The following is a 16,555-nucleotide window of genomic DNA, read 5'->3' as shown; positions in this document are numbered from 1 at the left end:
CCAGGAATACAGGAAGTTAAAAACCTTTCATCGGTAGAGAATGGGATGATCCCGCCGCGGCGGGCCTTCCATCGACGACCGATTCCCCGGGTTCCTGGATTCCTAATAAAATCCGGTTTAGGTCCCGGCTGTTCCGGATTAGGATAAAATGGCCGGAGAGCACAAATAACGGAATGGAGGGACTACTGAGGATTGACGCATGGCTAACATCGAATCGCCGAAAACATCCATTTCCGAGAAGGCCCTTCGAGATCCCGGAACTTCAATCCAGATTTTCGTGTTCGGGATGTTTCTTCTCGTGGGGGGCGGGATCGCTTATGTCCTCCTGATTGGCCCCATCCTCCACGTCGTGAAAGCGAAGAGTTGGATTGAAACACCGTGCGTGGTGATATCGAGTCGGGTCGCAAGCCATCGCGGCAGCAAAGGCGGCACCACGTACAGTGTGGACATCCGGTACGCCTACGGGGTTGAGGGGCGCCAGTATGTTTCAACCCGCTACCAATTCTTCCAGGGCTCGAGCGGCGGCTTCGAGAAGAAGTGGGAGATTGTCCGATCCTATCGACCGGGACAGCAAGCCATCTGTTTCGTCGACCCCGACGACCCTCGCAGTGCCGTTCTGGAGCGCGGGTTTACTTCAGAATTATATTTTGGACTCATACCGCTGGTTTTCCTGGTGATTGGCGGAGTGGGCTTAACCTGCGCGGTTCGCCGTATGCACAGGAGGAACGCTGCCTCGCCTCAGACGCCCTGGCTGTCTCGCTCTGTACAGGTTCGAATTCAGACCCCGTCCGCATCCAGTCCTCTCAGCCCGGCGTCCTCTTCCGAACCCTTGACGCTCAAACCCCAGGCATCGCCCATCGCAAAACTGCTGGGGATCATTCTCTTCTCAGCTTTCTGGAACGGTATCATTTCGGTTTTCATCTTCCAGGCATGGAAGACATGGCGTGGGGGATCACCCGATTGGTCTCTGACGCTCTTCATGATTCCATTTGTGCTCGTGGGACTGGGAACGATCGTGGGCGTGGGTTATTTCTTCCTGGCACTTTTCAATCCCCGGCCGAAACTTACAGTCAGCCCCGGCGCAATCCCGCTGGGAGGATCGGCCCAGTTGGAATGGGAAGTGACCGGACGAGCTGACCGGATCCGGCGGTTTTGCATTTACCTCGAGGGCAGAGAGGAAGCTACCTATCCAAGCGGCAAATCCACCCACACCGACAAGGAGGCCTTTGCCCGAATCGATGCCATCGACACGCAGACCCCGGGATACATGACCCATGGAACCGCCCGGATCACGGTCCCGCCAGACACGGTCCCCTCCTTTGAAAGCGCCCATAATAAGATTGTCTGGTTGCTGTGTGTGCGGGGAGACATCGAACGCTGGCCGGATCTTGACGAAGAGTTTCCCATCGCGGTCCTGCCCATGAATTCCCCCGGGAGGTCCTCCCAGTGAACACACTCACAATTCAACCGCGAGATAACAAGACCCGGTTTCTGCCGGGTGAGGAGGTGGCGGGAACGGTCTCCTGGTACCTTGACCAGTCCCTGAAGACGTTCGAGCTTCGTCTCTTCTGGTACACCAAGGGAAGAGGGACTTCCGATACCGGGATTGTGGAGAACATTCGTTTCGAAAACCCGGAGCCGGAGGGACGCCGCGAATTTCGCTTTGTGCTCCCTGATGGTCCTTACAGTTTTGCCGGCACATTAATCACTTTGAACTGGGCTTTAGAGCTGGTGGCTGAACCGACTCGCGAGGCAGCGCGAGTGGACATCGTTGTGTCACCTTCAGGGAGAGAGATTGTGGTCCAACGGCTGGAATCTCGAAGTTACACCCATCAATAAGGATCTCTTGCGCGTCCCGCATTCAAGGACCCGAAAGCCCCATCTCGCTCGGGTGGGGCCATGCGCCGCGGGGGGCCCACTGACGCCCACACTTGAGGACGCGGGGGCGCACTTCCATTCCGCAATCTCGAAGCGTAGCGCAAACCCCGCGCCTCCTGCGGGGCGCAATCCGCATTCCGAAATCTGCAATCCGAAATTGAATGTCTTCCTACGACCGGACGCAGTTACGAGCCGGACCTCCTCCCGGCGAGTCCCCCCGGAAGCGCGCCACCAGGGCGTCCATCACCTCCCCCGCACTTTCTTGAAAGGTGACTGCGGCAATCTGGTCCCACGGGGTTTTCGTGCGGTTGATGAAGATGAGTTTTGCACCCGATTCATGGGCCAACGGAGGGATTGAAGAGGCAGGGGCCACCTGTAAAGAGGAGCCGATCATGAGCAGCCGATCGCACTTTGACGCACACTCATAGGCCCGCGTCAATTCCGCCTGAGGCATGGCCTGACCGAAGGAAATCGTGGAAGGCTTGATGAGCCCGTCACACAGCTTGCATTTCGGATCGAGGTCGCCGGCCTCCAGTCTGACCTGGACTTCCTCGAAGGGCCATTCGGTGCCGCAATCGAGGCAGTGGGCCTTCCGGTTGGTTCCATGAAGCTCGATCACAATCCCGGGCGCACTGCCCGCGGCCTGGTGAAGCCCATCGATGTTTTGGGTGATGACGGCCTTCAGCTTCCCTGTTCTTTCCAGTTCCGCCAACGCGAGATGCGCTTTATTGGGCTTTGCGTTCCGAAATTCATTGTAAAACTCCCTTTTCATCGTCCAGTATGCAACGCGGGCCTCATGATCCCTCAAAAACTCCTGGAACGTGACGACCCGATGCCGATCCCACACGCCGCCGGGGCTTCGGAAGTCGGCCAATCCGCTCTCGGTGGAGATCCCCGCGCCGGTAAAGGCCACCAGCCACTTGGAGGACTTTATCAGCTCAGATGCCTCAGCCAGTCTCTTCTGGAGCGAATCCATAGGCAATTCACTTAGCGAACCATGGTGCCTTGATCAGTCTTCTTGCACAAATAAACATTCAGTAAACCGCAGGGACACTGAGGCGCAGGTTCCACTATTTCTTCTCGCTCAGTCGTTTCAAGGCTGACTCCAGCTTCTTCATCTCCTGCCCATAGGCCGTCCAATCGCCATTGCGCAACGCCTGTTGTGCATGCTCGTAAGCGTCGGCGGCATCCTTGATGGCCGCATCCAGATTGAAGGACGAGGGCGCCGGGGCTGCGGGAGGGGGCGTCACGGCGCCGGCCGCTGCCACTTCCGCTTTAGGCGCGCCGCCGAAAATCCGGCCGAGGGCCAGTTCCAGATTTTCTTCCATGGCAATCGTGTTCCCGTAGGCCACGATGACCCGTTTCAGTTCGGGAATCTTCCCCCCCTGTGCCGCGGAAAGATAAAGCGGCTGGATATAAAGCAGGGATTTCTCGATCGGGATGACGAGGAGGCTCCCGCGGATGACGGTGGAGCCACCCTGGTTCCACAGGGTGAGTTGTTTTGAGATTTCTGTTTCCTGATCGATGCGCACCTCGATCTGCTGGGGGCCATAGACCAGTTTTTGCTTAGGGAAATTGTATACCACTAGCTTTCCATAATTGGGCGCGTCACACCTCGCGGCCATCCAGGCGATCATGTTGTCCTTCTTGGAGGGCGTGAACGGGACCATGAGGATGAATTCCTCCTCTCCGCGGAAAGTGCCCGCCTGGCTCACCTCCCGGGGTAGCGCCAGTTTCATGATGGTGTAGTAGGGCTCCATGGGTTGGTCCTGCCCTCCGACGACACGCCGCGGGATCTTCCACAAATCCTCCTTGTTAAAAAACACCTGCGGATCGGTCATGTGGTAGGTCGCATAGAGCGAAGCCTGGACGGAGAAGATATATTCGGGAACCCGGATGTGAGCCTGCAGGGAGGGGGGCATCATGTTGAGGGGATGAAATACCCCCGGAAAGATTTTCATCTGCGTCTGAATCAGAGGGTCGTCCGGTGTGCTGACATAAAGTTCGACGTCGCCGTTGTAGGCGTCGACCACCGCCTTGATCGAGTTGCGGATATAGTTTCCCACCTCCGGCCGGGGCTCCGAATAAGGATATTGTGCCGTTGTAGTGTAGGCGTCGATGATCCAGTACAACCTCCCGTTATCAATCACCATGTAAGGATTGCGGTCCACACGGGCCATGGGAATCACCTTTTCGACCCGCTCGACCACTCGACGGTAAAACATCAGGCGGCTGTCCCGGGTGATGTCGTTGGCCAGCAGGAACTTGATTTCCTTGAACCGGAGGGCAAAGAGTATCTTTTTCAGGATTCCGTTCATTTGAATCCCGCCCTTGCCTTCATATTTCGTATACGTGTTCTCTTCGCCGGACGGGTAATCGAACTCCGGAGAAGTGGTGTTGACGAAACAATAACTGCCGGAGAGTTCCCCGTAATAGATTTCGGGCCGGGTCACGGTCATGTTGATATTTGAAACAGGAGGAATGTTCTTAATAAAGAACTCCGGCTGTCCCTCGCCGGAGACCACATTGACCGGACCCAGGCACAGTCCGTACCCATGGGTGTAGGTGAGGTGTTCGTTGATCCAATTCCGGCTCGGGAGATTCTCAGAGGCCAGTTCCCGGGGGCTGAGCATGACCTGCCGGTATTCCCCGTTGACGGTGTACCGGTCGTTATCGACATCCACAAAGTCGTAGTAAGTGCGGATTTCCTGCAATTGCGCATAGGTAGCCAACAGGGGCTGATGGTCCCACAAGCGGATATTCTTGATGGTGAGATCGTTTTTCTTCAGATCTTTGGCCGTCAGATTATCCTCGGCAGGAAACTCGCGTTCATCCACGTTTTGAATGTCGTAAGCCTGACGGGTGTATTGAATGACATTCTGTATGTAGGGCCGTTCCTTGTTAATCTCGTTTGGCACGACATCGAATTTCTGCACCAGTTCAGGATAGAAGGCCAGGCCAAGCATCCCCACTACAATGAGCCCCACCCCTGTCAAAAGGAACTTGTAACCCCGCCGTGCGATCTGGAAGGCCGCCAGCAGGGAGGTCAACACCGAAGCCCCTGTCAGAAAACGGATCAGGGGAAGATCGGCATGCACATCGGTGTAGCTGGCCCCGAACACCACGCCGCGCGCCGAATAAAGCAGGCCCCACGCATCGAACTGGTAACTCACAGCGAACAAAATGCTGATGAGAGCGAGCAGGGAGAGCAAATGCGCACGCATCCGCTGCTCCAAGCGCACGCCGCGGCGCACCACGGAAAGCTCTCCCTGGATCAGATGGATCAGGGCGGACACGATGAACGCAATGACCAGCGTGGCCATGGCAAAGGCCTGAAGGAATTGGTAAAAGGGCAGGCGAAAAACATAGAATCCAATGTCCCGATGAAAGAGGGGGTCGGGGATGGAGAAACTCGTTGCGTTGGAGAAACTCAAGTATTCCTGCCACTCACTCGCTCCCCACACTCCAAAGAAGACTGCGAGCAAAACCAGGACCACAAACAAGAATCGGGTCAGGAGCGTCTTCAGTGCCTCATAGTAAGGGAAGTTCCTCCAGATCGGGTTGTCCAAATCGATTTCTCCCACCGCGTGATGTCGCGCCAGCCAGACATTCAAATAGACGCTTAAGAAGAAAATGACGCCGAAGGCCACCCCTAACATCAAACTTGTGGCCAGCTCTCGTTCGAAGACAATGCCGTACCCGAGTTCCTGGTACCACCACCAATCCGTAACCAAACGAACAGCGGTTTCAAAAAAGGGGATGACGAAGAGAATGAGGACAAACAGAATCAAAACGATCCAACGGGCCCTGAATCGCATGGAGGCTCCTTTCAAAGAATCCGGGGTTTCATCGAGTCAGTTTCACAGACCCCGCTCCGGGACGGACACGGGGCAACTGATACCACACCGCATCACAGGCGGCGAGATCTTCGGCGTCCAGGTCGAGGTCGACGCCGGGGAGTGACTGGTCGAGTTGTTCGGGGCGAGTGGCACCGACAATGGCTGAAGTAATCCCCACCTGAGCGAGCACCCACGCCAGGGCCGCATGAATCAACGGCTTGTTCTTCTTCTCCAGAAAATCCTGAAGCCTGCTGACCGAGTCAAACTGGGCGTCGTGCCAGTACCGTTCGCGGTAGATCTCGCCGGACTTTCCCAGCGTGAAACGAGTCCCCTCAACCGGGGACTGGCCCTTCTTGTATTTTCCACTGAGGAACCCGCCCCCCAGGGGATTGTAAGGAATCACCCCCAGTCGCTCCTCCCGGCAGATCGGCAGCAGTTCGGCCTCAATCTCACGAAAGAGCAAATTGTAACGCGGTTGAAAGCATTCGAAGCGCGCCAGATTCAACCGCTCGCTGGTCCAGAGCGCCTTCGCCAGTTCCCACGCGCTGAAATTCGAACAGCCAATGTATCGGACTTTCCCCGAGCGGACTAGATCATCCAAAGCGCGGAGCGTTTCTTCAATCGAGGTCATGGGGTCCGGCGCATGAACCTGGTAAAGATCGATGTAATCACATTGAAGCCGCCTCAGGCTGGCATCGATGGCATTGAAGATATGCTTACGGGATAGCCCCACGTCGTTAGGCCCCGGCCCCATGGCAAACCGGCATTTGGTGGCGACCACGAATTGAGGGCGCTTGCCTTTGAGCCATTTTCCAACGATCTCCTCGGTGCGCCCCGCCGTTTCGAGGGTGGGGGGCAGAGGGTACATATCGGCCGTGTCAATGAAATTAATCCCCCAATCCCGAGCCTTGTCCATAATCGCAAAGGAGGTCTTCTCGTCACATTGCGCGCCAAACGTCATGGTTCCAAGGCACACCTCTGAGACCATCAGCCCGGTTCGTCCCATTCGCCTCATTTTCATGAAAACATGGACCTTTCGGTGTATTCTTCCAGCATTCCCTGCCCTCTGCATTGTTTCATGGTGCTGTCTGCGGCCGAACTACCTCCCCAAAGCCCATGGACGAGCTCCCGGCCCGCCCCTGCCTGGCCAAAACCCCTTGTCCCGTATGTCTTCCAGTCAAGATAACACACCCTCCCGGAAATGGTTAAAAAAACGGTGATCCGGGGGGGGTATAAAAACAGTTCAAATCACCCCCTTGCATTCTTTCCCGGTTAGTGATATACAGGAGGCACTGGTAACACCTCTTTGAAAACTTATTCTCACCTTTTTCTTTTGGGGGAATTTAATTCAATAGATGGGCTCGTTCTTCCTCCCATTCCGAACGCAGCCCATCTTTAAATTTATCACCGATACAAAACCTCGAAATAATTCCATCAGCGACTGAATTCAGCCGCTCTCACTTTATCTATGCAGCGTCCTTGGGGATTGTAGCCCCTCTATTCCTCGATTCAACCCGAATTCCGAGGTTGAAGGCGATGATCAATGTCGGAGGAAGATTCGGTTCCCACATTCTATCCCAATCAATTTGAATCGAAGAGCCGAACGTTTAGTTGCCGCCCTTAACCTCGGAATTCAGATTCAACTTATCTTTGCTCCTCGAAGTGTCTCTCATGGTTGCCAGGTTCGGGCGAGCCGAGCCCCCTCTCGACAGAAACGATTTTTTGTGCGAAATTACGGAATGTAACGAAGACTCAAAGGGATTTGTTTCAAACGACGCTTTAAGTGAAAGCGGAATCCCGGGCAGACACGGGAGGAAAAAATTGCCAATCGCGATCTTTTCTTCCTGATGGGGAGGAGTCGTCGAATGGAAGTCATCGAGAAAAGCACGGAAATCGTCCCCCGACCCTTGGTCCTCGAACTGTATCGCAAGATGATCACCGTCAACTACATTGAGGAGCGCGTGAAGATCTTTGTGCGGCAGGGCAAGGTCTCCTTTCATGCGTCCACGCGAGGGCATGAAAAGGTTCAGATCGGGATGACGATGCTGCTCAAACCCCGGCATGACTGGTTTTTCACTTACTACCGGGAGAAGGCGGTGGCAGTCGGTCTGGGGATGCCCATCAAGGACATCTTCCTGGGAATGCTTGGACGCGCGGGAGATCCGAGCTCCGAAGGACGAAATATGCCGGAGCATTTTTCCTCTCGCGACCTCCACCTGGTTTCTCAGACCGCCTGCACGGGAACTCAATATTTGCCTGCCGTCGGGCTGGCGAGGGCGTTGCACATGGACGGTTCAGACGCCATCGTCTACGTCTCCTCGGGGGAAGGCGCCACCAGTGAAGGCGAATTTTTCGAGGCGTTGAACTGGGCGGCGAGAGAGCGACTCCCGGTCCTGTTTGTGATCCAGAACAATGGGTATGCCATCAGTGTCCCACAGGACACTCAAACGATTTCTGAGATTCATCGCGTCGCCCGGGGATTTGGAATGCCCACGTTCGATCTGGATGGCACGTGGTTCGAGCCGATGTACCAGACGGTCCCGCCCGTTATTGAGCGCATCCGAGCCGGCCGGGGGCCGGCGCTGATTGAAGCCCAGGTCATCCGCATGGATCCTCACTCCTCCTCGGACGATCAGAAGAAGTACCGTAGCGCCGAGGAACTGGATCAGCTCGTCGAACGCGATCCGATTTTGCAGACCGAAAAGTACCTCCTCAAAAATAAGATTCTGACGGAGGAGGAACTCACCGCGATCCGCGCGGAAATCCAGCAACAAGTGAATGCGGAGGCCGACGCCGCCGACCAGTCCCCCCTGCCGGACCCGTCCCGGGTGATGGCACACATCTTCAGCGACCAGCCTGTTGTGACCGAAGAGACAATTCCCGTTTATGTGAGTGACGAGCCGGTGAATATGGTGACGGCAATCAACACGGGGTTGCACGAAGAGTTGACCCGAAACCCCAAGATCGTCATGTGGGGAGAAGATATCGCCGATCCCAAGGGCGGCGTGTTTGGCGTCACGCGTGGCTTGACGACCGCCTTTCCCGGACGGGTGGAAAACGCCCCTCTGGCCGAAGCCTCCATCATCGGGGTGGCAGGCGGGATGGCCTTGAATGGCTATAAACCCATCGTGGAGATTCAATTCGCCGACTATTCCTGGCCGGCATTCATGCAAATCCGGAATGAGATTTCGACGGTTCGCTGGCGCAGCAATAACGAATGGCAATGTCCGGTGGTCATCCGCGTCGCCTGTGGCGGATACATCAAGGGAGGTCCCTGGCATTCGACCTGCGTCGAAACCCTGTATTCCCATACGCCGGGATGGTATGTGGTTTACCCCAGCTGTGCCGAGGACGCCAAGGGGCTTATCAAGACGGCGGCCCGGTCTGAGGATCCCGTGATCTTCCTCGAACACAAGGGCCTCTACCGCCGTGTTCAAGCGAAGACCCTGGAGCCCAACGCGGACTACCTGATCCCTTTTGGGAAAGGCCGGATTCGTCGGGAGGGGAAGGATCTCACAATCGTCACCTGGGGATCAACCGTGTACCTGGCCCTCGAGGCCGCCAAAGAACTGGAAGAACAGAACATCTCAGTTGAAGTGATCGATCTTCGCTCCATCGTCCCGATGGATGATGAACTCGTCTTTTCCAGTGTCCGGAAAACCAACCGGGTCCTTGTGGGACATGAAGACACGCTCACGATGGGATTTGGCGCCGAGGTGGTTGCTCGAATTGCCGAGAACTGTTTCGAGCACCTGGATGCACCTGTGATCCGACTCGGAGCGAAGGACTGCTTTGCACCGGCTGCCCCTAATCTTGAGGCGGCGGTCCTCCCTTCCCTTGACGACATGCGAGCCGGAATCAAGAAACTTCTCTCCTACTGACAAGAGTGCGCGCGTCGGCTGGTCCGACCCGAAGGAGTATATTCTGATGGAAAATGATCCCGAGGCAGATCACGCTGCCGTGGTGCTGACACCCTCCGGTGACCTCAGTGCCGGTCCGGTTGACCCCGCTGAAGAACAACCCGAAAACCCGGCGGCCCTCTCAGCTCCGGATGAAACTCCCCTTGTCCCAATCCAGGACGCTCACGCCAAGACGGCCGTGAAGCCGCTTCGAACCCTGGTGGTCGACGTCGGCGGGACCGGTATTAAGGCAGAGGTTCTGAATGAAGCAGGGAAGAGCCTGACTTCACGTGCGCGGGTCCCCACCCCCCAGCCGGCCACACCGGCCGCCGTGGTGGCCGAAATCCAGAAACTGGCTAAGAAGCAGGGGAAATTCAACCGTGTGTCGGTGGGATTCCCGGGGGTCGTGAAGGAGGGGGTTGTGTTTACCGCTCCGAACCTTGGGCCGCGCTGGAAGAACTTCAATCTGGCACAAACACTCCGCCAAAAGCTGCGCCGACCGGTTCGAATCTCCAATGATGCCGACGTCCAGGGTTTCGGCGTGATCACGGGCCGCGGGGTGGAGATGGTCATCACCCTCGGAACCGGTGTCGGTTCGGCCCTGTTTGTGGATGGAGTGCTCGTCCCTAATCTCGAACTCGGACACCATCCCTTTCTCAAGGGGAAAACTTACGAGGAGAAGCTCAGCCACGCAGCGCTTGAAAAGGCGGGAAAGAAGAAATGGAATAAACGGCTCGTGAAAGCCGTCCAGGAACTTCAGTTGATTTTCAACTACGATAAACTCTATCTCGGCGGCGGGAATTCAAAACACATTTCGGTCAAGCTCCCCCCCAACACAAAAGTAGTAAGCAATGAGGCCGGCCTGTGGGGTGGGATCGCGTTGTGGCGGGACTGAGGATGGCCTCCACTTTGCGGGACCACGATTCGTTTCCAATCGCGCCGGAGGCCTTACCGGGTCGAACTCAACCTCTTAGACCACTCCGTCATCATCCCCTTCATACAAGATGAGTGGACGAGAAGGGCTCTCGTCCACCACCGCAACTCCATTTTGTAATGGTTATAAACCACCCGGCTGTACCTGATCCCCTCCTGCTGTCTGCAGTGCTTCCTTCCTCGAGGTCACTCTCATGCCGGGACTGCGGGTGACTGCGGCACCCGAAGCCTTCTCAAAGATCCGAATGACGCGGTCAACATAAGCCGCCGTGTCCTCTTTGGTGTACTCAGGGTCTCCCACGTAAGCAGCAAGGGCAGAATCCAGGCCCCGGTATTCGTCCAAACATGTTCGAAGGATCGCAACCCCCATCCGAAGGTTGGTGGCAGGGTCAAAGGGATTGTTCCGGGTAAAATTGAGTTTTCTCGCCCAGACCTTGGCATTGATCTGCATCAGCCCGATTGAATTCTGATTCGAAATGGCGAGTGGGTCTCCGCTTGATTCGGCGACAACGACAGCGGCAATCAAGCGTGGATCGACATCGTTCGAGGTCCCCACGAGGGCCATCTCATGGATCAAGGCAGCGTCGACCTGCATGTGAAAACGCTCGAAGATGCGATGTACCTGCACCTCCAGGTTGACTGCCCGAGCGGCCTGGGGCGATCCTGCCACAAGCGCTGTGGCCAGGCGCAACGGTGCAACACAGACCTGGGGCAAGGCCAGAGTGGCAACCAGTGCAAGGGTAAGAAGAGCGGTGAGGGAAGGGAACTTTTTCGTCCAGAAAGGACGAGGTCGAACGGCGCAAGCGGGAAGAAGGAGATTGACTCCCATCGACTTGAGCCTCTTTGGCTGTGAGGTGTGGATTCTAATTTTCATGGCGCACCTCCAAACTCGTGAAGAGAGGCTAAGTCCTTCTCGGTCGGAAGGTACCCACTGCGAGGTTGATGAAGCCGGAAACTGAGACGTAAGCTACTGTAAACATTAGTTTTCCTCCTGTTGTGATGTATCCTTCGGCCTACGATAAATTCCTTTAACTTAACCCCAGGGTAAGAATTCAGCCGCCCGGGAAATAGACTACCGATTGCAGCTTGTTCTTCAAGCTTGACAATATAATTACGTTCAGACTGATAAGGAGTAAAAGTCGCAAAACTCTACCACAACTAGTTGGTTTCGTCAAGGGATACCCTAGAGGTTGTCAAGACCCTTTAGAGGTGCCCTTCGAAAAGCATTCCTTGCCACAACGGCGTCACTGGCGTTAGTCTGCTCGCTACCCGTTCGCGGCACATTGGCGGGAAGGGTCGTTCCCAACGGCACAAATCGGGTCAGCCCGGATCGAGGTGGAAAGGAGGGTCAACCCTGACCTCATGAATCAACCACTTGTCTGGATAAATGGGCAATTTGTCGAATACGGCTCTGCGAAGGTCTCGATCGAGGACCGTGGCTTCCAGTTCTGCGATGGGATCTACGAAGTGGTTCGGGCGGTCGAAGGCCGTTTTTATGGGTTTCAGGAGCACCTGGACCGAATGAGGCGGAGTTTGCACTCCGTGGAGATCGAAGTGTCGATGAGTGATTCAGATTTCAGGAGGATCGCTGAGCGGATGCTGGCTGAAAGCCATGAACGGGATGCAACTCTTTATGTTCAAATCACGCGAGGGGCGGCACCCCGTTCTCACGCCATCCCCCCGGATATCACCCCGACGGTCATCATGGTCTTACGGCGACTCCATCCGGTCGAGGAGGCGGTCCAGACCAACGGCATTAAAGCCATCACCGTGAAAGACGAGAGGTGGGCGCGGTGCGATATCAAGCTGACCGGTCTCCTGCCCAATGTGCTGGCCAGGGAAAAAGCGCGGCGAGCCCATGTGGAAGACGCCATCTTCGTGCGGGAGAGTTGGGTGACCGAAGGGACTTCGACCAATGTTTTTGTGGCCCTCAACGATGAGCTCGTCACTCCGCGGGCGGATCACCGGATCCTCAAGGGAATCACTCGAGATGCGGTTCTTTTGCTGGCCCGAAAAAGTCTGGTGAAGACTGCGGAACGGGACCTCGCCGTCTCCGAGCTCAAGGCCGCATCCGAGGTTTTCCTGACCAGCACCACGATGGAGGTACTGCCGGTCGTCGAAATTGATCACATTCCGGTCGGAACAGGCAAGGTCGGTCCCCTGACCAGGCGGTTGATGGAGGGCTATCGAGACGTGCTCCATGGAAAAGCGGCGGGAGAATCCAGCGCGCCGTAGGGCCGGGGTCATCCCAATTCCAGGCGGGTTTGAATCAACTGCAGCAATCTGTCACGACCGAGGATCCCCACCAATTTCCCCTCTTCAACCACAGGTAATTGATTGAACCCCTCCGTGGTCATTTTCTCCAGGATCCCGACCAGCGGGTCTGAAGGATGGACCATATAAAGATGGTCGAGGGGCTGCATGGCCGAGGCCACCGGGGTAGAGTTCCATTCCGACTGAGCAATTTGCTTCACTTCATGCAATGTAATAATCCCCACCAACTTGTCAAACTGGGTCACCAAAAAGCATCGCTGGCCGGTTCTCAGCACTTCATTGTGAACAAAGTCACTCAGCGGGATGCTCCCGGAAACCACCGGACAATCCGTGGACATCACATCATTGACCGTCAAACCGGCCAGCGACTGCTTGAGCGCCGCATGCCGATAACTGGTCTGGGCCGCGTTGAGAAGAAACCACCCGATAAACCCTATCCACAGCCCATTAAAAAAGTTTCCCCGCAATGCGGTGATGACGCCGGCAAAGATAAACGAATAGGCCACAAATTGACCGACGCTGGAGGCCGTCCGGGTGGCCGACTTGAAATCCCCTTTCCATCCCCACAGGATGGCGCGGAGGATCCGACCCCCGTCGAGAGGAAATCCCGGAATCAAATTGAAAACGGCCAGCACGAGGTTGATCTGTCCGAGCCAGGTCAGCACGGCGGTCGCCACTTCGCTGACCGGCTTGAGGGCGACGCTGCCCAGCATACAGGCCACCGCAATAACAAAACTGACCGCCGGGCCGGCAATCGCGATCCAGAATTCGTCCAACGCCCGCTTGGGCTCCCGGGCAATCTGCGCCACCCCGCCGAAGATGAACAGTGTGATGGAACGGACCGGAATCCCTTTCTGAATCGCCACCACACTGTGCCCCATCTCGTGCAACAGCACGGTGACAAAAAAGAGGAGACTGGTGACAATGCCGACCAGAACATGGGTCGTCGGGGACCACTTCGGATGCAGGGTTGCATATTGGGTCGACAGGGACATGGTAATGAGGACAAAAACGACGAACCACGAGTAGTCAACTCCGATCTGAATGCCGTAAATCCTGCCGAGTTGGATGTTGGCGCTTTTCATTGCCTTCCCCGTGAATGAAATGTCCAGGTGTCTCCCGAATGCTTACGAATCATCGCCCGACTCCTTCCCTATCATAGCGCTACAACCTTCGGGAGGGCGAAGAAATTTGCCGCGTCGGGGGACCCGTCTCGTCGCCCAACCTAACCCGGATGACAGCGGCAATCCTTTGTTACTCGAAAAAGGGAACTTTTTTCTCTCCCGCACGTAAGTCCTTATGGTTAGAATGATTCATGCCGGACCGTCTACGTGTTGGAGGTTCAATCAAGAGAGTCAATGAATCCTCCCGGATCCAATGAATGAAAGCCGAAAAATGTTCCGAAAGGGGAAGCTTATGCGCTGCCGGAATCTTTGCCTTGCGACTCTGGTGCTTGTTGCAGGCCTGACCTTGTCCGCTTGCTCGGAAATGGGGGCGTTTGAAAAGCGGCAGGAGATCTCAAAAACGTTTGACATCAAATCGGGCGGCAGCATCACGGTCGAGAACACCAATGGTTCAATCACGGCGGAGGGCTGGGACCAGGACAAGGTGGAGGTTGTTGCGATAAAAACAGCGCACGGGTATGACAACCGCGATGCCGAAGAGAACTTGAACCGGCTGGAAGTGGTCTTCGACACCTCGGGAAATAACTTGAGGATCGAGACGCGCTACCCGCATCGGATGGGGTTTGGAGGTGGAGTTCAATACACCCTGCGCGTCCCGCGGAAGATCGGGTTGGATCTTAGAAGCACCAACGGCCATGTCGAAGCCGGCGACGTCGAAGGGCAGATCCGGTTGGGGACCACCAACGGGAGTATCAAGGCCGAAAACATCGGCGGGTCGCTGCGCGGCTCCACCACCAACGGCAAGATTACCGCCACGTTTACGCGTTACGCGGGGGATGGCATCCGGCTGTCCACCACCAACGGGTCGGTGCAGCTTTCACTGCCCGACGATGTCGACGCCAACCTCTCCGCTCATACCACCAATGGCTCTGTCCGTACCGATTTTCCCATTACCACCCAGGGCGTCCTGGGAAAACATTCCCTGGAAGGTAAACTCGGAAAGGGCGGCCCTGTGATTGAGTTGCGCACCACTAACGGGAGCATCTCGATCACGCGGAGTTCACACCAAACGGTCTGAAAAACCCAGTTCCAAGTTCCAAGTTCAAGGTTCAAAGTTTAAAAACATAGTCCAAGGTCCAAAGTCCAAGGTCCAAGGTCCAAAGTCCAAAGTCCAAAGTCCAAAGTCCAAAAGAACCAGTTCAAAGTCCAAAAGAACCAGTTCAAAGTTCCATGTTCAAGGTTCAAAGTTTAAAAACACAGTCCAAGGTCCAAAGCCCAAGGTCCAAAGTCCAAAGTCCAAGAGAACCAGTTCAAAGTTCCAAGTTCAAGGTTCAAAGTTTAAAAACATAGTCCAAAGTCCAAGGTCCAAAGTCCAAGAGAACCAGTTCAAAGTTCCAAGTTCAAGGTTCAAAGTTTAAAGCCTACAATTCCCCTTTTTTCAGGTCTGACTTCCGACTTCTGGCCTCCGGCTTCTGGTCTCCGGCTTCTGGTCTCCGGCTTCTGGTCTCCGGCTTCTGGCCTCCGGCTTCTGGTTTCCGGCCTCTGGTTTCCGGCTTCTGGCCTCCGGCTTCTGGCCTCCGGCTTCTGGTTTCCGACCTCTGGCCTCCGGCTTCTGGTTTCCGGCTTCTGGTCTCCGGCTTCTGGTCTCCGGCTTCTGGCCTCCGGCTTCTGGTTTCCGGCCTCTGGTTTCCGGCTTCTGGCCTCCGGCTTCTGGTTTCCTTCCCCTATCCCCTATTCCCTACGACCTGGCACCCGGCACCTGACACCCGACACCTGTTCCTGAAACCTTCCCCACGATTATGTACTTTACGCAAGGCATAGACGTGGATAGAATCTTTCCCAGCTTTCGGGAAAGGTGTGCCCTATGGCTATTTGGCGTAATCGCCTTGCGGATTGGCTTCTCAAGGCAGACAAAGACTTACATTCCAAGATCGAATCAAAATACCCCAAAACGTTGGATGTTGCGGGGAGGGCTCTGCAACTTGCATATAGGCTCATCTCCGCGCCAGCATTTGCATTGCTCGTTACTTTTTTGTGGGTGCCGCTAGTGGCAACCGGGGTGGTTGGGATAATTGTTTATGTTTCACTTATGGGCGCTTGGTTTGTTGCCTTCATCACGGTTACAAGATGCGGTTTTATTAAGAAACTTTCGATTCACACAAGGTTTGTTGTTTTAGTTCTTATAGCGCTTTCTCTGTATCTTGGATGCAATCGTTTTGGTGACTGGGCTATGTCTCGATATGACGCTCAAGTTAAACAGCAGGCAGTGGCGGCTACCAAAGAAAGCAAGGAAGCGATTAATGGTTTATCGGGCCGTACAGATGCTCTTGGTGAAAAAGTAGAGAAACTCAAGAACGACACCGCATCTTTGAAGGAAATGGTCGATAAGAGGAACGCGGCGCTGGCAAAGGTCGAAGCCGATCAACTTAAGGCCGCTCGTGAACAACTTAACCAATCTTATATTCCATCGCACTCTTGTCCAAATTAGCTTTTTAAAATGAAAGGGGTTGAGCCATCACGTATGATGGATTCGCAGTCCGGAAGATTGCAAATTCACATTCGGAGGCTCAACCGTGAACACATTTTGCAGCATTTTCAGTCAACTTCT

General features: G+C 55.4%; 12 protein-coding genes. 7 read left to right on the top strand and 5 right to left on the bottom strand.

Annotated elements, in window-relative coordinates:
* Positions 1–199 precede the first annotated feature (199 nt).
* Together LAO21_06845 and LAO21_06840 are read left to right on the top strand one after the other, a co-directional pair.
* Positions 200–1,450 (top strand): DUF3592 domain-containing protein, encoded by a 1,251-nt coding sequence (locus tag LAO21_06845; protein MBZ5552420.1) that lies wholly within the window; start codon positions 200–202, stop codon positions 1,448–1,450.
* Positions 1,447–1,839 (top strand): hypothetical protein, encoded by a 393-nt coding sequence (locus LAO21_06840; protein MBZ5552419.1) that lies wholly within the window; start codon positions 1,447–1,449, stop codon positions 1,837–1,839. Before LAO21_06845 ends, LAO21_06840 begins: the two co-directional genes overlap by 4 nt.
* A gap of 208 nt (positions 1,840–2,047) precedes the next feature.
* On the opposite strand, the gene LAO21_06835 is transcribed toward LAO21_06840, so the two are convergent.
* The 3 genes from LAO21_06835 to LAO21_06825 form a co-directional block, all read right to left on the bottom strand.
* Complete coding sequence (locus LAO21_06835) at positions 2,048–2,854, bottom strand: NAD-dependent deacylase (protein MBZ5552418.1); 807 nt, start codon at positions 2,852–2,854, stop codon at positions 2,048–2,050.
* A gap of 94 nt (positions 2,855–2,948) precedes the next feature.
* Positions 2,949–5,696 carry a UPF0182 family protein gene (locus tag LAO21_06830; GenBank protein MBZ5552417.1) on the bottom strand — a complete coding sequence of 916 codons (2,748 nt, stop codon included), beginning with the start codon at positions 5,694–5,696 and terminating at the stop codon, positions 2,949–2,951.
* Between the two features lie 28 nt (positions 5,697–5,724).
* A complete protein-coding gene (locus tag LAO21_06825) occupies positions 5,725–6,738 on the bottom strand; it encodes an aldo/keto reductase (GenBank protein ID MBZ5552416.1) in 1,014 nt (337 codons plus the stop codon).
* A gap of 844 nt (positions 6,739–7,582) precedes the next feature.
* Here LAO21_06825 and LAO21_06820 point away from each other — a divergent pair.
* Complete coding sequence (locus tag LAO21_06820; GenBank protein ID MBZ5552415.1) at positions 7,583–9,598, top strand: dehydrogenase E1 component subunit alpha/beta; 2,016 nt, start codon at positions 7,583–7,585, stop codon at positions 9,596–9,598.
* 46 nt (positions 9,599–9,644) lie between these two features.
* Entirely contained in the window at positions 9,645–10,511 is an 867-nt protein-coding gene (locus LAO21_06815; protein ID MBZ5552414.1) for an ROK family protein, read from the top strand.
* A gap of 162 nt (positions 10,512–10,673) precedes the next feature.
* Here LAO21_06815 and LAO21_06810 read toward each other — a convergent pair whose 3' ends face one another.
* A complete protein-coding gene (locus tag LAO21_06810; protein ID MBZ5552413.1) occupies positions 10,674–11,423 on the bottom strand; it encodes a transglycosylase SLT domain-containing protein in 750 nt (249 codons plus the stop codon).
* Positions 11,424–11,911: 488 nt separating this feature from the next.
* Between LAO21_06810 and LAO21_06805 the strand changes: the two genes are divergently transcribed.
* Complete coding sequence (locus tag LAO21_06805) at positions 11,912–12,784, top strand: aminotransferase class IV (protein ID MBZ5552412.1); 873 nt, start codon at positions 11,912–11,914, stop codon at positions 12,782–12,784.
* A gap of 8 nt (positions 12,785–12,792) precedes the next feature.
* Here LAO21_06805 and LAO21_06800 read toward each other — a convergent pair whose 3' ends face one another.
* Positions 12,793–13,908: a site-2 protease family protein gene (locus LAO21_06800; protein ID MBZ5552411.1), complete on the bottom strand. Its 1,116-nt coding sequence runs from the start codon at positions 13,906–13,908 to the stop codon at positions 12,793–12,795.
* Between the two features lie 331 nt (positions 13,909–14,239).
* Here LAO21_06800 and LAO21_06795 point away from each other — a divergent pair, with 331 nt between their 5' ends.
* Both LAO21_06795 and LAO21_06790 read left to right on the top strand, forming a co-directional pair.
* On the top strand, positions 14,240–15,025 hold the full coding sequence (locus tag LAO21_06795) for a DUF4097 domain-containing protein (GenBank protein ID MBZ5552410.1): 786 nt from the start codon (positions 14,240–14,242) through the stop codon (positions 15,023–15,025).
* Between the two features lie 786 nt (positions 15,026–15,811).
* Positions 15,812–16,435, top strand: a complete 624-nt coding sequence (locus LAO21_06790) for a hypothetical protein (GenBank protein MBZ5552409.1) — start codon at positions 15,812–15,814, stop codon at positions 16,433–16,435.
* Positions 16,436–16,555 lie beyond the last annotated feature (120 nt).

The organism is Terriglobia bacterium, assembly GCA_020073085.1.
Classification (GTDB): Bacteria; Acidobacteriota; Terriglobia; order JAIQFV01; family JAIQFV01; genus JAIQFV01.
The sequence above is the reverse complement of the archived record's forward strand: the minus strand, read 5'-3'. Positions and strand labels throughout refer to the sequence as shown.